This window comes from Rhizobium sp. AN73 (assembly GCF_030757975.1).
Taxonomy (GTDB): Bacteria; Pseudomonadota; Alphaproteobacteria; order Rhizobiales; family Rhizobiaceae; genus Agrobacterium; species Agrobacterium arsenijevicii.
In genome coordinates, this window is sequence record NZ_JARWME010000002.1 from 2,320,754 (window position 1) to 2,341,175 (window position 20,422).

A 20,422-nucleotide genomic window follows, 5' to 3' on the forward strand; every position below is an offset into this window, starting at 1 on the left:
AGGAGGCGGCATCATGATTTTTCTTACCGCCACAGTATTGGGCGTAACCGCAGTCGCGTTGCGTTCGGTTTTCAGCATCGTTTTCATCTGCATGATGATTATCGGCGCCTATGGTGTCGCAATGGCGCTTTCTTCCACGGCCGTGCCCCTAATGTCACTTCTGCTGGCACTTGCCGGTTACAATTTCGGCGTCGTGGGTGTCGTCATCAGCCTTCTCGTGCTGCAACGCCCGCGCTCCACGCAGCCGACGCTTTAAAGCTCGCGGCCTTGCGGCTTCCCCACTTTGCCCTGACCGAGATTTACGGACTGACCGTTGACCTTGCCGTCGCCTGTTTGCTGATTTTTTATATCGGCATCGACCCCCTGGCGGCCCGTCTGCCGGGAGCTTTGGCAGGGCTCGCGGCAAGCTGGCAGATGAACCGATCGAAGTGCGATGCATCCGGTAAGGTGAGCGGCTTTCTGATGAACGCCGTCACGCTTATCTCCCGCATCGTCAGCGTCGGGCTGTTTGTCCTGCTGCAATGGCGCAATCCACTGGTGCAGCCGCTTGTTCCGCTTGCCTTTTCGGCGCTCGCAGCACTGGTGCTGGCGCTTTACGGTTACAGGCGACTGCAAAAACAGCAGACGGACCGGGATTAAACCGTCTCCCAGCCGTATTTTTCGGCCGCCCGGTAGATGGCGTCGATGAATAGCTGGTTCTTCCTCGAGCTTTCCAGAGTGACGACTTCGCCTTCGCCCTCACCCTTCGCTGCGCGGGCAAAAGCTTCCGCCTCCAGCTTGTATTGGCGGCTGTCCTGAAACCGGAATATCTGCGACTGGTTGTGGGCCTGATTGGTCAACTCGATCTCTTCCGCACCCCAGCGATTGGCGTTGAAGGGAGATTTGACCTCAATGTAACCGTCCGTGCCGTGGAAAACCATCAGCTGGCGAGCGGCAAGTTGCGTCGATAGATAAAAGCTCAGTTCGAAATCGCCGAAATCGGCTCTCACGCTGGAATAGATATCGGTGCCGAATTCCTTGTCGCGCTCCACACTCGCCTGTACGCGTTTCGGCTCGGCACCGGTAGCGAAACGGGTGACAATCGTCGGATATACGCCGATATCCGGCAAGGCCCCGCCCCCCAGCTCGGGAATATTGCGCATATTGCCAGGATCACGGTTGAAATAGCTGAAAGCGCCCTGCACGTGCTTCAGCGTGCCAATGGCGCCTGATGCCAGCAACTCCTTCACCTTGGCCCAGACCGGAGAATAGGTGACCATGAAGGCTTCCGACACGACAACACCGTTGCTGTCACGCGCCGCGATGATGGCGTCGATCTCCTCAGCCTTGAGCGCAATTGGCTTTTCGCAGAGAACATGTTTGCCGGCATTGGCGGCTTTTATGGTCCATTCCACATGTTGCGAGGTGGGAAGCGGAATATAGACGGCGTCGATCACATCCGATGCCAGCATCTCCTCGTAGGAACCGAAGGCATGGGGGACGGAAAAACGGTCTGCAACCATGCGGGCTTTGGTATGATCCCGACTGGCGATGGCGCTGACCACACAGTTTTTCGCGTCCTGTATCGCCGGAATGACGTGATCCTGAGCGATTTTCGCCGTTGAAATTATTCCGAAGCGCAGCATTTCATTCTCCCACTCTGCATTTCCCGGGAACTTACCATTGTCGCGACGCCTGGCAAGCCACGCGAGAGACGACAGCAAACACGATGGCTGGATTCGTCCTTCCTTTGTCGGTTTACCTGCTTTTCTCCGTCCTTTCGAAGGTGGATTATGCTATGCATGAACCCAACGGAGAAACATGAAATGTCCTCTTCCCACACAGCCCTCCTTGTCATCGACGTTCAGGAATCCTTCCGGCATGCTCCCTATTTCGAGGAAAGCGGACTTGCCGACTATCTGGAGAAGCAGCAGGCGCTGATCGATGGCGCCAAGGCTGCCGGAATTCCCGTTGTGCAAATCTTCCATGTCGATGGTGACCGGGCATTTGCAAAAGACAGCGGCTATATCCGTCCGCTGGAAGGTCTGCGGATCACCCCTGATGTCACCTTCCACAAGAATCGCCACTCGGCTTTCGCCGGCACAGGTCTTGATATCTGGCTGACGCAAAACGGCATCAACCGGCTGATCGTTTCCGGCATCCGCACCGAACAATGCTGCGAAACGACGACCCGACACGCCTCGGACCTCGGTTACAGTGTCGATTACGTCACCGAAGCAACGCTTACCTTTCCGATGACACATGCCTCCGGCACCGTGTTCAGCCCGGACGATATTCGTACACGGACCGAATTGGTGCTGGCCGGTCGCTTCGCGCGTATCACCACGGTTGGCGATGTTCTCGAAACCGTCAGAAAGGTCGCATGATGGACAAAGGCGGCACGCGCATCATTCCTTTTTATACGCTTGTGCCGCCGCACGCGCTGTTGCTCGACATTGCCGGACCGCTGGAGGTAATCCGCTATGCCAACGGGGAACAGCGGGACATCCATTTCGATTGCCGCTACATCGCCGCGCATGACCAACAGCAATCCTCCATTGGCCTTGGGCTTTGCGGGCTGGAGGCCTTGCCCGCAACCCTGCCGGAAAATGCTTTCCTGCTGATTTCCGGCAGCACGACGCGCTTCGACAACGAGCAGGAGACGCAGCGGGAACGACGGGTACTGGCGGCATGGTTACACCGTGCGGTGCGTGCGGACACCACGGTCGTTTCCATTTGCTCCGGCGCACTGCTGGCAGGTGAGGCCGGGCTTTTCGACGGGCGGCACTGCACGACGCATGCCGATTGCATCGAAGCGCTGCGCCGCATCGCGCCGCTGTCGCAGGTGGCCGAAAACCGCCTTTTCGTCGAGGATGGCAACCGCTTTTCAAGTGCCGGTATTTCGACCGGCATCGACCTCATGCTGCATGTCGTTTCCCGGCTGACATCTCCGGCAGTTGCGGCGCGCATTGCCAAAACCATGGTCGTTTATCTCAGGCGCAGCGGCAACGATCCGCAAATCTCCCCCTGGCTTACCGGCCGCAACCACATCCATCCCGCCATTCACCGGGTTCAGGACCGGGTGATGGCTGAACCAGCACGGGATTGGTCGCTGGAACGGCTGGCGGATATCGCCGCACTTAGCGAACGGCATCTGTCCCGCCTGTTTCGCGAGCACACCGGCATCAGCGTCATCGATTACGTGAACCTGATGCGGGTCAATCTCGCCCGCGACATTCTTGCAAACAGCCGCCTGGATATGGAAGCTATCGCTGAGCGGGCGGGCTTCGCCTCCGCCCGGCATTTGCGACGCGTGTGGCAGCAGCACAATCGCCTCCCGCCCAGCCATTATCGCGGCTTTCAGGCCTGATCATCGCTGGCTTTGCCCCTTGCGTGATGAATGCCATCAAAGGAATTGAATGGTTATGCCGGCAAGCAGTTGCTAACCTTGCCGCCAAGTCAGCAACAGGAGCATTCCCCGTGGAAAAACGAAGCCTTGGCCGCACCGGCCTCTCCATCGCCCCGATCGTCTTCGGCGGCAACGTGTTCGGCTGGACGGCGGACGAGAAGACTTCCTTTGCCCTGCTCGATGCATTTTTCGACTATGGGTTCAACGCCATCGATACGGCGGACGTTTATTCCGCATGGGTGGACGGGCATGAGGGCGGCGAGTCCGAGACGATCATCGGCAAATGGCTGAAACAATCGAGCGTGAAGCGCGAAGATGCGGTGATCGTCACCAAGGTCGGTTTCGACAATCGCGGTCAGAAGACGGGCCTCAGCGCCAAATGGATCGCAGAAGCTGTCGAAGCTTCGCTGAAGCGGCTGCAAACAGACTATATCGACCTTTACCTCGCCCATAAGCCCGACGCGGGCGTGCCGCTGGAGGAATCGCTTGCCGCCTTCGCCAAGCTGAAGGAACAGGGAAAAATCCGCGCCATAGGCTGCTCCAACTATTCCGCAAACCAGCTTCAGGACGCGCTGGACACGGCCGCGAAAAACAATCTTCCACGCTACGACGTGCTGCAGCCGGAATATAATCTTTACAACCGCGCGGATTTCGAAGGTCCGCTTGCCGATCTCTGCACGAAGAAAGACATCGGAGTGATCAATTATTACAGCCTCGCGGCCGGTTTCCTCACCGGGAAATATCGCGCCAAGGCGGATACGGAAGGTGTTGCCCGCAGCTACCGGGTAGGCGACTATCTCAACACACGCGGCCTTGCCGTTTTGGGTGCCATGGATGCGGTTGCGGCGGAAACCGGAGCCAAACTTGCCGATATCGCACTGGCGTGGCTGCTGCGGAAGAACGCCGTGACAGCGCCGATCGCCAGCGCCACCAGCCTGTCGCAGCTCGAAAGCTTCAAGCGCGCCGTCAATCTGAAGCTGACGGACGAGATGATGGCCCTTCTCGACAGGGCGGGTGCGTGACATGGAACTGACAATTCGCGATGCGCAACCGGGTGACCATGCGGAATGGCTGCGCCTGTGGAACGACTATCTCGCCTTCTACGATGTTCAGCTTGCCGACGACGTGACGGCCCATACATGGGCGCGTATCCTCGATCCGGCGTCACGCGTTTCCATGCGTGTGGCTCTTCTCGGCGACAAGATGGCTGGTTTCGCCATCCATCACTTCCATGATTCCACCTGGGTGAAGACGCCCGACTGCTATCTTGAGGACCTGTACGTGGATGGCGCGATCCGCGGCAAGGGGACCGGCCGCGCTTTGATGGACGACCTCATCGCCATCTGCGCCGACAAAGGCTGGTCGCGGCTCTACTGGAACACGGACGAGCACAACCACCGCGCCCAGAAACTCTACGACAGCTACGTGAAGAGCGACGGCCATATCCGCTATCGCATCAAGTTCTGATCAACCCCTGAAACGGAAGAAATCCACGAAAGCCCTCAGCGCCGGTCTCATCTGCCGGCGCGAGGGATAATAAATGTAAAAACCGTCAAAGGGCGCGCACCAGTCCTCCAGCACACGGACCAATCTGCCTTCACTGATATCGTCCTCGATGCGCTGCTCGAAAACGAAGGCAAGGCCTGCCCCGTCGAGCGCTGCCCGGCGGATGAGGCTCTGGTCCGACAGGATGAGCGGTCCCTGCACATCGACCACCAGCGGCTTGCCGTTCTTCTCCAGTTCCCAGCGGTAGAGAAGACCGCTGGAGAAGCGACGGAGGATGCAGCGGTGCCGCATCAAATCTCTCGGTTCGCGGGGCGGCGGATTTTCTGCGAAATAAGACGGCGAACCGACAATCGCGCCGCGCCATGGGCCACTCGCTTTCACCGCAATCATATCCGCTTCGAGATGCTCGCCGAGTCGCAAACCCGCATCGAAACCTTTCGCGACGATATCCTCGAAACGATCATCGGTCGAAATCTCCAGCGAGATATCGGGATAAAGCCGGAGGAAATCGCCAAGCCGGGCCACTATAAGATCCTCGGCCGCAAGCCGGGGCAAGGTGATGCGCAACGGACCCGCCGGCCTTCCGCCATGCTCGGCAAGCATCTGGATAACCGTATCGATATCGGCAAGAGCCGGCCCCAGCGTTTCGAGCAGCCGCTTGCCCTCCTCCGTCGGCGAAACACTGCGGGTGGTGCGATGAAGCAGGCGCAGGCCAAGGCTTGCCTCCAGCGACGACACCGCATGGCTGACGGCAGAGGGCGCAATGGCGAGCTCGGCGGCGGCCTTGCGAAAGCTGCGGCCTTCGGCGACGGCGGCGAGGACAGCCAGTTGGGAGAGTTGCACACGGTTCATTGTTCTAAATGATAGAACAACCCACACGGCTTTGCAGCGATTATTTTCGCCGCCTTGTGGCGCTATGTTTTGCCCATGCCCGCCTCGGGGCATTTAAGCTTCTTTGACGCATGTCTTTGTCCCAAAACCGCTGAACACTTTCGGGAGACATGCTCCAGTAAAAGGACAGGTAGATGAAACACAGAATTCTCGGAAAAGACCTCTCCGTTTCCACTCTCGGGCTTGGCTGCATGGGCATGAGCCATGCCTATGGCCCCTCAACCGACGAAAGCGGCGCAATCGCCACGCTGCATCGCGCCGTTGAACTTGGCGTTACCTTTTTCGATACGGCGGAAATTTACGGCCCCTTCAAAAACGAAATCCTTGTCGGCAAGGCCTTGAAGCCCTATCGCGACAAGGTGGTCATCGCCACCAAGTTCGGTTTCCGCATCGATGGCAGCAAGCCTTCGGCAGCGGATATGATCCAGGGGGTTGATGGTTCGCCTGCAAATGTCCGCGCTGTTGCAGAAGCATCGCTGAAACGGCTTGGTGTCGATGTCATCGATCTCTATTACCAGCATCGCGTCGACCCCGACGTACCGGTGGAGGAGACGGTGGGCGCGATGGCCGATCTGGTGCGGGAGGGCAAGGTGAAGGCGCTCGGGCTTTCGGAAGCCAGCGCCGCGACCATCCGCAAGGCGCACGCCGTTCACCCGATTGCGGCCATTCAGAGCGAATATTCCCTCTGGACCCGTGACCCCGAAGAAAATGGCGTGCTGGAAACCTGCCGTGAACTCGGCATCGGTTTCGTGCCCTTCAGCCCGCTCGGCCGGGGTGCTCTCACGGGTGCGCTCAAGACGCTCGACGGACTCGCGTCCGATGACTTCCGCCGCAGCCTGCCGCGCTTCCAAAGCGGGAACTTCGATGCCAATCTGGCACTCATCAAGCTTCTGGAAGACATGGCGGCAGAGAAGGGCATTACCGCCGGGCAACTGGCGCTGGCCTGGGTTCTGGCGCAGGGCGATTTCATCGTACCGATCCCCGGCACCACCAAAATCGCCAATCTGGAGAAAAACGTGGCGGCAGCGGACATATCGCTGACGGCCGACGAAGTCGCCAGCTTGGGCGCATTGCTCTCTCCGACAAAGGTTGCGGGGGAACGTTATCCGGAACGAATGACGCGATTGGCCAATCGCTAAAAAACAAAAAGCCGCGGCAACCGCCGCGGCTTTTTTTATTCCGTTAGCTGCTTTCAGGCTCGCAGAACGCCGCCCGTCGATTTCTCGACATTGCCGACGATCTTGGCCGTCAAGGTTTCAAAATCCTCATCGGTCAGCGTCTTGTCGACCGGCTGGATCTGAACCTCGATGGCGACGGACTTGCGGTCTTCCCCAAGCGATGCGCCCTCGAAAATATCGAAGACATTAACGCCGGTGATCAGCTTGCGATCGGCGCTCGTCGCGGCCTTGATGATGGCTCCTGCCTCTACCGACTTGTCGACCACGAAGGCAAAGTCGCGCTTGACCGCCTGGAAGGGCGACAGCTCAAGTGCTGGCTTGGTGCGGGTCGCCTTCTTCTTCGGTTCCTGCATCGCGTCGAGATAGATCTCGAAACCGCAATAGGTACCGGAAACATCCAGTTCAGACAGTGTCTTCGGGTGGAATTCGCCGAAATAACCGAGCACGACCTTCGGACCCATCTTGATGGTCCCGGAACGGCCGGGATGATACCAGCCGGGGCCGCCGGCCTCGATCTGCACATTGGCCATGGGCAGGCCGCAGGCTTCGAGCACCGCCAGCGCATCGGCCTTGGCGTCATAGACATCCACCGGCTTGCCGCCGCCCTTCACCGCATTGGACCACATGCGACCGCTGCCAGCCAGCGAGGCCGTGCCACGACGCACACCACCGGCAACACGGCGCTGGGCTTCCGGCGTGTCACCCTCATAGGTGCCGGAAACCTCGAAGATCGCCACGTCGCCATGGCCCTTGTCGGCATTGCGCTGTGCGGCGGTCAGAAGACCCGGCAGCAGCGAAGGCCGCATGTCCGACATATCGGCCGCGATGGGATTGGCAAGCTTCAGCGCGGGCGAACCGCCGCCAAAAAGCTTCGCCTGCGCTTCCGGGATGAAGGACCACGTAACGGCTTCCAGCATGCCACGGCTCGCAAGCGCGCGCCGTGCGGTTCGGGTGCGGATCTGCAGCGTCGTCAGGATGCGGCCATTGACGGCGCCGAAGCTTTCCAGCGGTTCCGGCTTGATGTTGTCGACGCCATGAATACGCATGACCTCTTCGACCAGATCGGCCTTGCCGTCGACATCCGGACGCCAGGACGGTACGGTGACGGACACGCGTGCACCCGTTCCTTCGACACCGAAACCGAGGCCTTTAAGAATGGTGAGGCTCTCTTCCGCCGAGACTTCCAGACCCGTCAGACGCTTCACTTCCGCCAGCGGAAAATCAACGACCTTCGGCTGATGGCCCTTGTAACCGACAACCTTGGCTTCGCCGGCAACACCGCCGCACAATTCCAGAACCAGTTCGGTGGTGCGTTCCAGACCCGGAACCATATATTCCGGATCGACGCCGCGCTCGAAGCGATAACGCGCATCGGTTATGATGCCGAGCGAACGGCCGGTCTTGGCGATATTGATCGGATCCCAAAGGGCAGACTCGATCAGCACGTCGACGGTGTTTTCGTCGCAGCCGGAATGTTCGCCGCCCATGACGCCGCCGATCGACTCCAGGCCCTTTTCGTCGGCGATGACGACATTGTTCGGGCCAAGCTTGTATTCGCGCTGGTCGAGCGCGAGGATCGTCTCACCCTCTTTCGCACGGCGAACCGTCAGATCGCCCTTGACCTTGGCAGCATCGAAGACGTGCATCGGTCGGCCCTGATCGAAGGTCATATAGTTGGTGATATCAACAAGCGCATTGATGGGACGCAGGCCGATCGCCATCAGGCGCTGCTGCATCCACTTCGGGCTTGGGCCGTTCTTTACACCGCGCACGATGCGCAGCGAAAAGCCGGGGCAGAGGGCCGCGTCGTCCAGCTCCAGCTTCACAGTGACCGGCGTTGCGCCTTCGATCTTGAAGGACGGCGCAGGCTTTGTTTTCAGCTTGCCGAGACCGGAAGCGGCGAGATCGCGGGCAATGCCATAGATCGAGGTGCAGTCCGGGCGGTTGGGCGTGAGATTGATCTCGATGACCGGATCGTCGAGCCCAGCATAGGTGGCGAAAGAGGTACCAACCGGCGCGTCTTCCGGCAGATCGATGATGCCGTCATGGCTGTCGGAAATGTTCAGCTCCTTTTCGGAGCACATCATGCCGTGGCTTTCGACACCGCGTATTTTTCCAACCGCAAGCGTGACATCGATGCCCGGAACATACACGCCCGGACGCGCCAGCGCACCGACGAGACCCGCCCGCGCATTCGGTGCGCCGCAGACGATCTGCACCGGCTTGCCGTCACCCGCATCCACCATCAGCACCTTGAGGCGGTCGGCCTCCGGATGTTTTTCAGCGGAAACGACCTTGGCGATGACGAAAGGCTTGTAGGCCGCCTTGTCGTCCACGTCCTCGACCTCGAGACCGATCGCCGTCAGCCGCTCGCAAATCTCGTCCAGCGTCGCATCCGTTTCGAGATGCTCTTTCAGCCAGGAAAGAGTGAATTTCATGTCTTTGCTCCTTGGCTAGCCGGATTAAACGCTCAAACCGCCGAACAGCGTCGGCATGTCGAGCGGGCGGAAGCCGTAGTGGTTCATCCAGCGGACATCGGCGTTGAAGAAATCGCGCAGGTCCGGCATGCCGTATTTCAGCATGGCGATGCGGTCGAGGCCCATGCCCCAGGCAAAGCCCTGATATTCATCCGGGTCCAGCCCGCCGGCGCGCAGCACATTCGGGTGCACCATGCCGCAGCCAAGGATTTCCATCCAGTCCTTGCCTTCACCGAACTTGACGATGGGGCCGGAACGGTCGCACTGGATATCCACCTCGAAGCTCGGCTCCGTGAAGGGGAAGAACGACGGGCGGAAGCGCATGACGACGCTGTCCACCTCGAAGAAGGTCTTGCAGAACTCTTCCAGAATCCAGCGCAGATTGCCGACATGCGCCTTCTTGTCGATGACAAGGCCTTCGACCTGATGGAACATCGGCGAGTGGGTGGCGTCGGAATCCTGACGGTAGGTCTTGCCGGGAATGACGATGCGGATCGGCGGCTTCTGGCTTTCCATGGTGCGGATCTGCACCGGCGAGGTGTGGGTGCGCAGCACCTTACGCTCGCCGTTTTCATCCGGCTGGAAGAAGAAGGTGTCGTGCATTTCGCGGGCCGGATGGCCTTCTGGGAAATTCAGCGCCGTGAAGTTGTAATAGTCGGTCTCGATATCAGGACCTTCGGCGATCGAGAAACCCATATCCGCGAAGATCGCGGTAATTTCGTCGACGATCTGGCTGATGGGATGAATGCGGCCACGCTCGGCCGGAGACTGGCGGACCGGCAGGCTGACATCCAGCGTTTCCGCCTTCAGACGGGCGGCAATTGCAGCATCCTTCAGGCCGCTCTTGCGTTCACCGATCAGGTCGGTGATTTCGGTCTTCAGCTGGTTGATGGCAGCGCCACGGGTCTGACGCTCTTCCGGCGTCATTGTTCCAAGCGTCTTCAGAAGCTCCGAAACCGAGCCCTTCTTGCCAAGCGCGGAGACACGCACGGCTTCGATGGCCGGCTCATCGGCAGCGGCGGCGATCTCCGACATCAATTGCGATTTCAAGGTATCAAGTTCAGTCATCTTTTCCTGCCTTGCCGGTTGTTCTAACAACGGCTTCGGGGTTCACAGCATTCATCAGATAGTCGGTCGCCATGATAAAGCGTCGCAGATCACTACCCATCCGCACGCGCCCGATCAACCGGGCAAGCGGTAAAAATCGCCCCAGAATGCCGATCAGGCGGCACAATTCTTCAAGCGCCCGGGGCGGGGCGTTTTCGCGCCAGCGGGCAAAGGCGGCGTCGCAGGTTTTCGGCGCATCGCAGGCGCGGGTCGCGACCTGCAGAAACAGCAGCCAGATATCCCGCGCCTGCGCCGTTTCAAGCGGCATGACCTCCTGCGGGCGCTCCTCGAAGTCCATGAAGCCGATACGTCCGTTCTGGAGGAAAAAATCACGCACATGCGGTCGCCCGTGGCAAAGACCCGCCGCATGCAACTCGCCAAGCGCTTCGGCGGATTTCACCAGCAGGGCATCGTGCTCCACAGGCGTCGCGGCCTTCATCGCGTCCATACGTTCCATCACGGTGGGGCCGACGTCTCCCAAAACGACCGCCGTGAGGGAGGAATAGATGACGGGCGGAACGGGAAAACCCCGGACCTTGAAGACCTCAAGCGTTTCGAGTTCGCGGCGCATCAGACCGGCGCCATCAAGCCGTGGCGAAGGCCGCATGAAGGTATAGGGGAGCAGCCTGGCGAGAGGGGTCTGCAGTTTCAACCACCAGGACGGCGTTTCCGTGCCCTGACGCTTGATCCAGACCGTCGTTGTGGAAAGCTCGAGTTTCTGCACGCGGCGATCACTCTTCAGCAATACCCGCATCAGAGCTGCGATATCGCCATCTTCGAGATGAACGTGGAAACCCTTCGCTTTTTCCGCCTCGCTTGCGGCAACCAGCATTTTTCGCCCCCCTGAAGCCTGCCTGGCCGAGACCCGGCCAGATGCCCTACCCTTTTGCTTTCGCCAGCCCGGACACAAAACAATGCGCGTTTTTGTTCGACTGCCGTGAATTTCAAAAAGAAAACCCGCGCCGGAGGACCGGCGCGGGTTTCAAATGAACAACAGATTGTCCGCGCCGTAATTACTTTACAGCGGTTTCAAACTCGTTGGTCGTACCAGCATCCTTGAGGTACTCAAGAGACTTCTTCGCCGTCTCGATGAGCACGCCGAATGCTGCCGGCTCATGGATAGCCATGTCGGACAGAACCTTGCGGTCAACTTCGATGCCAGCCTTGTTCAGGCCGTCGATGAAGCGGCCGTAGGTCAGGCCGAATTCGCGAACAGCAGCGTTGATACGCTGGATCCACAGAGCGCGGAAGTTGCGCTTGTTTACCTTGCGGTCGCGGTAAGCGTACTGCTTGGAACGATCCACAGCAGCCTTAGCTGCGCGGATGGTGTTCTTGCGGCGGCCGTAGAAGCCCTTGGCTGCCTTGAGTGTCTTGGTGTGCTTGGCGCGGGAAGTTACGCCACGTTTTACGCGTGCCATGTCATGATCTCCTTAAAGTGTCCAAAAGTGCGGAAAAGTCTCAGAGACCGTTCGGCAGGTAGTTCTTGACGACTTTTTTGCCGTCAGCTTCGGCGAGAACCATGGTTCCACGCGCGTCGCGAATGAACTTGTTGGTACGCTTGATCATGCCGTGGCGCTTACCGGCGGCGGCTGCAACAACCTTACCGGTAGCGGTGATCTTGAACCGCTTTTTTGCAGCGGACTTCGTCTTCATCTTGGGCATTTTGCTACTCCGTTTTTTTGTATCGAAACAGGCAGACGAGGCCTATTTCAAGCTATTCAGGAACGGCCTCGGCATGCCCTGCCGGACCGTTCGGACGCGCGCTTATAACCGCAGTCGGCTAAAAGCGCAACGGGGAATACGAACTTCCCCTTGCGGTGGTGCTTTATGCCGCCTGGGCGGCCTGCGCGAAAGAGTTATTTCGGCGCGAGAACCATCATCATCTGACGGCCTTCCAGCTTCGGCTCGGCTTCAACCTTGGCAATCGCCTGGGTATCTTCCTTCACCTGGAGGAGAAGCTTCATGCCGAGTTCCTGGTGGGCCATTTCGCGGCCACGGAACTTCAGCGTTACCTTCACCTTGTCACCTTCGTCAAAGAAGCGGTTCATCGCCTTCATCTTCACGTCATAGTCATGCGTGTCGATGTTGGGGCGCATCTTGATTTCCTTGACCTCGACGATCTTCTGTTTCTTGCGCGCTTCAGCGGCTTTTTTCTGGGTCGAGTATTTAAGCTTGCCGAGATCGAGGATCTTGCATACCGGCGGCTCAGCGTTCGGCGAAATCTCAACGAGATCGAGACCGGCGTCCTCCGCCATTTTCAAAGCCTGGTCCGTCGGCATGCTACCGAGGTTCTGGCCCTCTTCATCAATAAGCTGAACTCTGGGAACCCGAATTTCCCGGTTGGAGCGCGGGCCCTCCTTGACGGGGGCATCGGCTTTGAAAGGTCTGCGAATGGTCGTATTCTCCTGATCTGTTTCTGGATCACGTCGGCAAAAAACAGCTTGTTTGGTACAAGCGGCGGAAATGTCGTTATTGCCGTGGCGAAGTCAATAGCATATCTGCCCGAAAAGATCACCTCTTGCCACGGTTTTTGCAAATACGCCGCCTTTGTCGCGCGAAATTCAGGAGAATTGCATATACATGACCGAACAAGCCGCTGAATTCCTGCGCATAGGCGCAGGCGACGACGCCCGCGACATCGCTTTCCTCCATCGCCGCGCGACGTCGCGAGAAGACGCGCCCACACTAGTCTGGCTCGGCGGTTATCGTTCCGACATGACGGGAACCAAGGCGGTGGAACTCGACCGTTTCGTGGCAGAAAACGGCCTTGCCTGCCTGCGGCTCGATTATTCCGGCCACGGGGCTTCCGGCGGCGACTTCAAAAAAGGCACGATTTCACGATGGCTGGAGGAGGCGCTTGCCGTCGTGCGCGAGAAGGCGCAATCGCGCGTCGTCCTTGTCGGCTCGTCGATGGGCGGGTGGATCGCGCTGCGCATGGTCGAGGAATTGCGTAAGGCCGGCGGGGCGCCATCGGTCACCGGTCTGGTCCTCATTGCGCCCGCACCCGATTTCACCGCGGAGCTGATAGAGCCCAGCCTGACGGAGGCGGAAAAGCAGTCGCTTGAGGAGAAGGGTTATTTCGAGGAACATTCGGAATACAGCTCCGAGCCAAACATCTTCACCCGCGCGCTGATGGAAGACGGACAGCAGAACCGCGTCCTCACCGGCATCATCACCACGGGCTGCCCGGTTCACATCCTGCAGGGCATGCGCGATCCCGATGTTCCCTATCAACATGCGCTGAAGCTCCTCGAACATCTTCCCGCCGATGACGTCGTCCTAACGCTGATCCGCGACGGCGACCATCGGCTTTCCCGGCCACAAGATATCGACAGGATGCTGGCTGCGGTCAAAGCCCTTGCTACATAGGCATTTGCGCAACGCTCTTAACCATATTTAACGAGTCTTGCGCACCACCGATGGCTAGTGATTGACTCCTGACCCCTAACCCTCTTAACTTTTCGTTAAGAATTAAGGGACGGGTTTCATGATGAACGCACCGCTGGCGCGTGCGCTGCTGTTTGCAGTTGCCGCCGGGCTAATGACTGCTGCTTCCGCCGTGGCGGAAACCAAAGGAAGCCCTTCCATGGTGACGGGCGGGATCACATCCCAGCCGATTGGCCATTATGAGTTCTGTCAGAAATATGCGAGCGAGTGCGACATTCGCAGCAAGATGACGCCGCCGCCGCGCGTCACCGAGTACGGCTGGGGTGTGGTTCACGAGATCAACACCTCCGTCAACACCACGATCGTCGCCATGACCGACATGGAAATCTACGGCAAGGAAGAGGTCTGGGAATATCCCAAGACCGCCGGCGATTGTGAGGATTTCGTGCTGCTGAAGCGCAAGAAGCTGATCGAGCGCGGGTTTTCCGTGGCCGACCTGCTGATCACCGTCGTGCGCAAGCCTGATGGCGAAGGCCATGCCGTGCTGACGCTCCGCACCACCGACGGCGATTACATTCTCGACAACCTCACCGACGACGTGAAGCTCTGGACCGACACCAACTACACCTATCTGAAGCGACAGGCGTCCTTCAATACGGGTCGCTGGGTCTCCATCGAGGATGGACGCGACGTTCTGGTCGGCGCATTGCGCTGATCGACAGAGATTATAGGCACAATGCAGAAAGCCCGCAGCAAACGCTGCGGGCTTTTTTATTCATTAGGCGTTGCCGATGATGATGCCGGCGGCCAGCACCAGCGACCCACCGAGCACCACCTGAAACACCGCCCGCAGGAACGGCGTTTCCATGAAGCGGTTCTGGATAAATGCGATGGCCCAGAGTTCCACGAAGACGACGATGGCGGCGATGGCCGTGGCCGTCCAGAAGTGCGGAATGAGATAGGGCAGCGCGTGGCCAAGGCCACCGACGGCCGTCATGATACCGGAGGCAAGGCCACGCTTTACTGGAGAGCCACGGCCAGAAAGCTTGCCATCGTCATGAGCTGCCTCGGTGAAGCCCATGGAAATACCCGCGCCGACTGAGGCCGAAAGGCCGATCAGGAAGGTTTGCCAGGTATCCTGCGTGGCAAAGGCGGCCGCGAAGATCGGCGCCAGCGTGGAGACGGAGCCATCCATCAGTCCCGCGAGGCCCGGCTGCACATAGGTCAGAAGAAATTGCCGCTTTGCGGTTTCCGCCTCTTCGGTCTTGCCGTCTTCATCGAGATGTTTTTCTTCCAGCATTTGCGCGATGTCTTCGTGACCACGCTCCGCCTCGGCCAGATCGCCCAGCAGCTTGCGCGTCGAGGCATCGCTCGTGCGCTTCACGGCCTCATCGTAAAAACGGATCGCCTGGGCTTCCATCAATTCGGCCTGCGCGCGAATTTTCTCGAGCGACAGGTTCTTCACGAGCCAGTCCGGCGTACGTTCGTAAAAACCACGCACATGCTCGCGGCGGATCAGGGGGATCGTTTCCCCGAAGCGGCTGCGATGCATGTCGATCAACACGTTTCGATGCTGCTGCTCGACCTCGGCCATATCATCGAAGACTTTTGCGGATTGCGGATATTGCGCGCGCAGATGATCGGCATAGGAGCGGTAGATGCGGGAATCGTCTTCTTCTGAAGAGATGGCGAGTGCGAGAATTTCCTGCTCACTCAGGGAGGAGAACGGGCGTTTGGAAAGTGAGAAAAGACTGCGGAACATGGGATAGACCTTTTTAGAATAATTCTAAATACATCCGGATCGCGTCATGATCAAGCCTTTTAGAATTATTCTAATACGCTAAATGGTCGCATTGCGGAGTGCCTCCGGGCCGCGTAGGTTTGCAGGAAAGGAAACATGGATGCAGGACCAGATCGCGGCAAGGGCCGCCCACAACGCGGACATTCAGGACAGGGCGGAAAAGGCCATGGCGGCAATCGGCGTCGACGCCGGTTTCATCGACCTGCTGGTCGAGACATTTTACGGCCGCGTTCTCAAACACCCAACGCTCGGCCCCGTCTTTGATGCACGGCTTGCCGGGCGCTGGCCGGAGCATATGGCCCGGATGAAACAGTTCTGGACGGCCATCGCTTTCAAGAATGGCAGCTACGGCGGCAAGCCGGTGCAGGCGCATCTCGGCGTGAAAGGTCTGTCGGCGGAACTGTTTCCGCAATGGCTGGCGCTTTTTTCTGCCACGCTTGACGATATCGCGCCGAGCAGACAAGCCCATAGCTGGTTCATGGAAACTGCGGAACGTATCGCGAAAAGCCTGACGCTTTCGCTGTTTTACAATCCTGCGATGGACGATCCGGCGCTAAAACGCCCACATCCATAGCCCTCGTTCGGACGATGGTCGCAGATCCAGCAAGGGCCAACATTCCCTCTTGATGGCCGCAAGGATAAGTGTTTAGTAGCCAGCGGGAGGCGTACCGCGCGGTTCGCCTGTAATATGCAGACATATCAGGGCTTATCGACATGGATCGCAGATCATTTATCCGCAAGGCGGGCGCTGTTGGCGCCGGCGTTACCGCAACGGTACTGGCCGCTCCGGCCATTGCGCAGGAAAACCCCAAAATCACCTGGCGCATGACGTCGTCCTTTACCAAGGGTCTCGACATTCTTTTCGGTGCGGGCCAGATGGTCGCCGATCACGTCAAGGAAGCCTCCGGCGGCAATTTCGTCATCCAGCACTTCGCCGGTGGCGAAATCGTGCCGGCGCTGCAGGCAGCGGATGCGGTGACGGCCGGAACCGTCGAAATGGCGCATACCTGCTCCTATTATTATGTCGGCAAGGACCCGACCTTCGCGCTCGGAACTTCGGTTCCCTTCGGTCTCAATGCACGCCAAACGAATGCCTGGTTCAACCAGGCCGGCGGCAACGAACTGCTCAACGAATTCCTCGCCCAGCACAATATCTACTCGATCCTGCTCGGCAATACCGGCGCCCAGATGGGCGGCTGGTTCCGCAAGGAAATCAACACCATCGATGACCTGAAGGGCCTGAAGATGCGTATTGCCGGCCTGACCGGCCAGGTGATGCAGAAGGTTGGCGTGACACCGCAGCAGATCGCCGGCGGCGATGTTTATGCCGCTCTGGAAAAGGGCACGATCGACGCCACCGAATTTGTCGGCCCCTATGACGACCAGAAGCTCGGCTTCTACAAGGTCGCGAAATATTATTACTACCCGGCATGGTGGGAAGGCGGCCCGGCCGTGCATGCTTTCGTGAACCTGCAGAAGTTCAACGAGCTGCCTGAAAACTACAAGCGCATCCTGAAAGACGCCTGCGCTGCCGGCAGCGCCAGCATGCTGGAGCGTTACGACGCGCGCAATCCGAAGGCTTTGAAGGAACTCGTGGCGCAGGGCGCGATCCTGCGGCCGTTCAGCCAGGAAATCCTCGACGTCTGCCACAAGGCGGCGCTGGAAACCTATGCCGAGATTTCGGCCAAGAACGAAAGCTTCAAGAAGATCTACGAAAGCCAGCAGGCGTTCAAGAAAGACGCCTATCTCTGGGCCCAGATCGCCGAGTACACCTATGACACCTATATGATGATCCAGCAGCGCAACGGCACGCTCTGATCCCGTTCATCATTTTCCGACCATCTTCAGACGGTCATCCGGCGCAGGCTGGGTGGCCGTTTTGTTTGGCGAGACCAGCTTCCACACTTCCCGTTCGCGCCAGTCGACCGGGCTCATGCCGGTAACGCGGCGAAATTCCCGGTTGAAGTTGGACTTCGTCTGAAAACCGGAAGACAGCATGATCGTGGTCACCGACTGCTCCGTCTCCTCCAGCAGGCGGCAGGCCTCGCGGATGCGGAGCTGGTTGACATATTGCGAGACATTCACGCCCAGCGAACGATTGATGGCACCGGAAATCTGCCGGCTCGGCAGACCGAGACGTCTCGCAAGCCGTGACAGGTTGAGGTTCTCATCGCGGTAAAGCGCCTGTGCTTCCATCAGGCGATCGAGCCTTTCGATGACCTCCCGGTCCTGTTCCGAAGGCTCTACCGGCACTGGCAGTTCAGTCGCCGGTTCCGCAGCCATATGCGGCGCTTTGCTTTTGCCGGCGAGAGCGGCCATGAGGCCGATCAACAGAAGCCCGAACAGATTGGCGTTGCTGACAAGTGCGGCAACATTTTCCCCATGCGCCCACTCAAAATCCAAAAAAACCAGAAGATCGAACAGCGCGGAAACACAAAGAGCGACGGCGGCGATGATGAGTGCCCTATGGGCCGATGCGACGCTGGCAAATTGCGCCTCATCCAGCCCATCCGGGCCTTTTCTTGCCAAAAGAAGAAGAGCAACGGCGTGGCCGACAAAAATGACGATCAGCGCGAGATCGATAGCAACCGGAAAGACCAATTCCAGAAAGACGATAAAAAGAGGTGACAGGAGAAGGCTGGCAAGCATCGCTCTTCTGCTCTCCTCCCCCACCCCCATCAGCCCGCGAAAGGCGATGTAGACAAGGGGCGGCAGGCTGCCAGCCAGGACCGGCAAAACATAACGCGTTTCGCTCACGCCATAACCCCAGCGCAGGCCGACAAGAACGGACTGCACGGCGCAAAGCGCGATCAGGGTCAGAAAAGCCCTATTGGTCTGCACATCGTCTCCACCTCGAAAGAAGACGATGAACATGACGACCAGCAGGAGTGCCACGACAAAAGGCAGGGGAATGAAAAGCACGAACAGAAATCCCGGAACGACGATTTATTGCACTTTCATGGACCAGATCGCGTTTCGGTACGACCTTTAACGCGATCAAGGACGCATTTATCCGTCCAGAAGAGAAAACGGGAGCATCCACCTTGTCAAACGGAGAGGCTCACATGACACTGAAAAGCACCCTTGCCACACTTCTGATGTGCGCGGCTTTTTCCCCACAGGCATTTGCTGCGGAGAATGTCGGGTCTACCACGATCCCGGTATTCTCTTCCGCGAGAAATACCAATCTCAATGTCACGATCTGGTATCCGGCCAAGGGAAGCGGTGTCATGGCGCTCTCAAGTGATGATCGTATTTTTGAAGGTACCACCGCCTTGAAGGACGCGGCCATTCAACCCGGACGTCTGCCGCTCGTGCTTCTTTCGCATGGTTCGGGATCAAGCATGGCTGGCATGGCATGGATCGCCGCGAAACTCGCCAGCGAAGGTTTCATCGTCGCTGGAACCAACCATCCCGGCACGACCAGCGGCTACTCCACACCCGAAGACACACCGAAAATCTGGGAGCGGACGAACGATCTTTCGACAATCACCACGGCCTTGACGACCCAAGGCAAGTGGTCCGATGCGATCGACGCGGACAGGATTGGCGTTCTCGGCTTTTCGCTGGGCGGAAGTGCTGCGATGGAGATATCGGGTGCGCGCGCCGATCTCGACGCTTATGCGCGCTATTGTGACGAGCATGCCACGATGATGGACTGCCAGTGGTTTGCCGGAGGCCAGGGTTATGTCAATAACGAGCCGGTCAGCGTCCCAAAGCTTGATCTGCGCAGCGTCGACAAGGCCCGTTTCGAGCAGCAGAACCGCGATCCCCGCATTCGTTCAGCCGTGCTGGTTGACCCCGGTCTGGCGCTGGCCTTCCAGCCGGACAGCTTGAAAGAGATCGATATTCCGCTGACCTTTATCAATCTCGGCAGCAAGGGCAAAATACCGCCAGCCGTGCTCGCGGACAAGCTCGCGGCCCAAGTGCCAGCCGCAACCTATCAACAGGTCGACGAGGCCGATCATTTCAGCTTCCTGCCCCTTTGCAAGCCGGGTGCCGACGCATTTCTCAAATCCGTCGGCGAGCGGGATCCGATCTGCCAACCTGCCGGATCGCGTGACCGCGCGGACCTTCATACGCAGCTGGAGTCGATGATCGTCACCGCCTTCAACCGCACGCTGAAACCGGGCCAATAGGCTGAAATGTCTAACCGATCCGCTTGTAGAACAGGGTCGTGCCGCAATAACGACCGTCGGGAAACAGAGCGTAATCGGGGATGACGCCGACCCGTTCCCAGCCGAGACGGGGATAGATCGCCTCCGCATCGCTGCCCGTGGCCGTATCCAGCACAAGCAGGGTACGGCCACGTTTTGCCGCTTCCACTTCGACTTTTTGCATGAGCTTACGGGCAAGCCCCAGCCCACGCGCGGAGGGATGCACGAGAAGCTTCATCAGGTCACCGCGATGGGGCTGGTTGGGCTTGGAGGCAAGGCCCACCTGCACGGTGCCCACCACCTTGCCGTCCACTTCCGCCACCACATGAATGGTGTCGCCCTCACCCACCGTTTCCGCCACTGACTGCCAGAAGGGTTCGGCATCTTGCGGGGAAAAGGGCAACATGAAACCCACGGATGCGCCGCCGTTCACGCAAGCGGCGAGAACGCCACAAAGTTCTGGCAAGGCATTGATCGTCTCTGTCCGGTTCAGTACGCGGATGATGGACATGTAAACTCCTGTCGGGGAA

Annotated in this window: 23 protein-coding genes; 12 read left to right on the top strand and 11 right to left on the bottom strand. The window is 58.9% G+C overall.

Features of this window, described 5'->3' with window-relative positions:
• Positions 1–13: 13 nt before the first annotated feature.
• Positions 14–256: a hypothetical protein gene (locus tag RBH10_RS21355; protein ID WP_060727088.1), complete on the top strand. Its 243-nt coding sequence runs from the start codon at positions 14–16 to the stop codon at positions 254–256.
• 11 nt (positions 257–267) lie between these two features.
• Positions 268–639 carry a hypothetical protein gene (locus RBH10_RS21360; RefSeq protein WP_281037984.1) on the top strand — a complete coding sequence of 124 codons (372 nt, stop codon included), beginning with the start codon at positions 268–270 and terminating at the stop codon, positions 637–639.
• Here the strand turns inward: RBH10_RS21360 and RBH10_RS21365 are convergent.
• Entirely contained in the window at positions 636–1,625 is a 990-nt protein-coding gene (locus RBH10_RS21365; protein ID WP_306180821.1) for a Gfo/Idh/MocA family protein, read from the bottom strand. The genes RBH10_RS21360 and RBH10_RS21365 overlap by 4 nt on opposite strands.
• Positions 1,626–1,805: 180 nt before the next feature.
• Between RBH10_RS21365 and RBH10_RS21370 the strand changes: the two genes are divergently transcribed.
• From RBH10_RS21370 to RBH10_RS21385, 4 genes are all read left to right on the top strand, one after another.
• The gene (locus RBH10_RS21370) at positions 1,806–2,366 is read left to right on the top strand and encodes a cysteine hydrolase family protein (RefSeq protein ID WP_281037983.1); all 561 of its coding nucleotides are present in this window, start codon (positions 1,806–1,808) and stop codon (positions 2,364–2,366) included.
• Positions 2,366–3,349, top strand: coding sequence for a GlxA family transcriptional regulator (locus RBH10_RS21375; protein ID WP_281038145.1), 984 nt, complete (start codon positions 2,366–2,368; stop codon positions 3,347–3,349). The genes RBH10_RS21370 and RBH10_RS21375 overlap by 1 nt, the downstream gene beginning before the upstream one ends.
• Positions 3,350–3,459: 110 nt before the next feature.
• Complete coding sequence (locus tag RBH10_RS21380; protein ID WP_281037982.1) at positions 3,460–4,410, top strand: aldo/keto reductase; 951 nt, start codon at positions 3,460–3,462, stop codon at positions 4,408–4,410.
• Between the two features lies 1 nt (position 4,411).
• Positions 4,412–4,855, top strand: coding sequence for a GNAT family N-acetyltransferase (locus RBH10_RS21385; protein WP_281037981.1), 444 nt, complete (start codon positions 4,412–4,414; stop codon positions 4,853–4,855).
• Here RBH10_RS21385 and RBH10_RS21390 read toward each other — a convergent pair whose 3' ends face one another.
• Positions 4,856–5,746, bottom strand: a complete 891-nt coding sequence (locus RBH10_RS21390) for a LysR family transcriptional regulator (protein WP_281037980.1) — start codon at positions 5,744–5,746, stop codon at positions 4,856–4,858.
• A 173-nt stretch (positions 5,747–5,919) separates the two neighbouring features.
• On the opposite strand from RBH10_RS21390, the gene RBH10_RS21395 reads away from it, so the two are divergent.
• Positions 5,920–6,924: an aldo/keto reductase gene (locus RBH10_RS21395; RefSeq protein WP_281037979.1), complete on the top strand. Its 1,005-nt coding sequence runs from the start codon at positions 5,920–5,922 to the stop codon at positions 6,922–6,924.
• 53 nt (positions 6,925–6,977) lie between these two features.
• Here RBH10_RS21395 and pheT read toward each other — a convergent pair whose 3' ends face one another.
• The 6 genes from pheT to infC all read right to left on the bottom strand — a co-directional run bounded on the left by pheT (position 6,978) and on the right by infC (position 12,940).
• The gene (gene pheT, locus RBH10_RS21400; protein WP_281037978.1) at positions 6,978–9,401 is read right to left on the bottom strand and encodes a phenylalanine--tRNA ligase subunit beta; all 2,424 of its coding nucleotides are present in this window, start codon (positions 9,399–9,401) and stop codon (positions 6,978–6,980) included.
• A 24-nt stretch (positions 9,402–9,425) separates the two neighbouring features.
• Complete coding sequence (pheS, locus tag RBH10_RS21405) at positions 9,426–10,508, bottom strand: phenylalanine--tRNA ligase subunit alpha (RefSeq protein ID WP_216330547.1); 1,083 nt, start codon at positions 10,506–10,508, stop codon at positions 9,426–9,428.
• Complete coding sequence (locus RBH10_RS21410) at positions 10,501–11,379, bottom strand: lipopolysaccharide kinase InaA family protein (protein ID WP_281037977.1); 879 nt, start codon at positions 11,377–11,379, stop codon at positions 10,501–10,503. The genes pheS and RBH10_RS21410 overlap by 8 nt, the downstream gene beginning before the upstream one ends.
• A 181-nt stretch (positions 11,380–11,560) precedes the next feature.
• A complete protein-coding gene (gene rplT / locus RBH10_RS21415) occupies positions 11,561–11,965 on the bottom strand; it encodes a 50S ribosomal protein L20 (RefSeq protein ID WP_045015317.1) in 405 nt (134 codons plus the stop codon).
• A 40-nt stretch (positions 11,966–12,005) separates the two neighbouring features.
• Positions 12,006–12,209 (bottom strand): 50S ribosomal protein L35, encoded by a 204-nt coding sequence (gene rpmI, locus RBH10_RS21420; protein ID WP_003493355.1) that lies wholly within the window; start codon positions 12,207–12,209, stop codon positions 12,006–12,008.
• A gap of 194 nt (positions 12,210–12,403) precedes the next feature.
• On the bottom strand, positions 12,404–12,940 hold the full coding sequence (gene infC, locus RBH10_RS21425) for a translation initiation factor IF-3 (protein WP_060641871.1): 537 nt from the start codon (positions 12,938–12,940) through the stop codon (positions 12,404–12,406).
• A 187-nt stretch (positions 12,941–13,127) separates the two neighbouring features.
• On the opposite strand from infC, the gene RBH10_RS21430 reads away from it, so the two are divergent.
• Both RBH10_RS21430 and RBH10_RS21435 read left to right on the top strand, forming a co-directional pair.
• Positions 13,128–13,916, top strand: coding sequence for a carboxylesterase (locus RBH10_RS21430; protein WP_281037976.1), 789 nt, complete (start codon positions 13,128–13,130; stop codon positions 13,914–13,916).
• Positions 13,917–14,034: 118 nt separating this feature from the next.
• Positions 14,035–14,649: a transglutaminase-like cysteine peptidase gene (locus RBH10_RS21435; RefSeq protein WP_045015319.1), complete on the top strand. Its 615-nt coding sequence runs from the start codon at positions 14,035–14,037 to the stop codon at positions 14,647–14,649.
• 63 nt (positions 14,650–14,712) lie between these two features.
• On the opposite strand, the gene mbfA is transcribed toward RBH10_RS21435, so the two are convergent.
• A complete protein-coding gene (mbfA, locus tag RBH10_RS21440) occupies positions 14,713–15,696 on the bottom strand; it encodes an iron exporter MbfA (protein ID WP_045015320.1) in 984 nt (327 codons plus the stop codon).
• A gap of 139 nt (positions 15,697–15,835) precedes the next feature.
• On the opposite strand from mbfA, the gene RBH10_RS21445 reads away from it, so the two are divergent.
• Together RBH10_RS21445 and RBH10_RS21450 are read left to right on the top strand one after the other, a co-directional pair.
• The gene (locus RBH10_RS21445) at positions 15,836–16,309 is read left to right on the top strand and encodes a group III truncated hemoglobin (protein WP_281037975.1); all 474 of its coding nucleotides are present in this window, start codon (positions 15,836–15,838) and stop codon (positions 16,307–16,309) included.
• 140 nt (positions 16,310–16,449) lie between these two features.
• Complete coding sequence (locus RBH10_RS21450; RefSeq protein WP_045015322.1) at positions 16,450–17,553, top strand: TRAP transporter substrate-binding protein; 1,104 nt, start codon at positions 16,450–16,452, stop codon at positions 17,551–17,553.
• 9 nt (positions 17,554–17,562) lie between these two features.
• Here the strand turns inward: RBH10_RS21450 and RBH10_RS21455 are convergent, their stop codons facing one another.
• Complete coding sequence (locus RBH10_RS21455; RefSeq protein ID WP_281037974.1) at positions 17,563–18,657, bottom strand: helix-turn-helix transcriptional regulator; 1,095 nt, start codon at positions 18,655–18,657, stop codon at positions 17,563–17,565.
• A 143-nt stretch (positions 18,658–18,800) separates the two neighbouring features.
• On the opposite strand from RBH10_RS21455, the gene RBH10_RS21460 reads away from it, so the two are divergent.
• Positions 18,801–19,874, top strand: coding sequence for a dienelactone hydrolase (locus RBH10_RS21460; RefSeq protein ID WP_281037973.1), 1,074 nt, complete (start codon positions 18,801–18,803; stop codon positions 19,872–19,874).
• A 10-nt stretch (positions 19,875–19,884) separates the two neighbouring features.
• On the opposite strand, the gene RBH10_RS21465 is transcribed toward RBH10_RS21460, so the two are convergent.
• The gene (locus tag RBH10_RS21465) at positions 19,885–20,403 is read right to left on the bottom strand and encodes a GNAT family N-acetyltransferase (protein ID WP_281037972.1); all 519 of its coding nucleotides are present in this window, start codon (positions 20,401–20,403) and stop codon (positions 19,885–19,887) included.
• Positions 20,404–20,422: the final 19 nt, after the last annotated feature.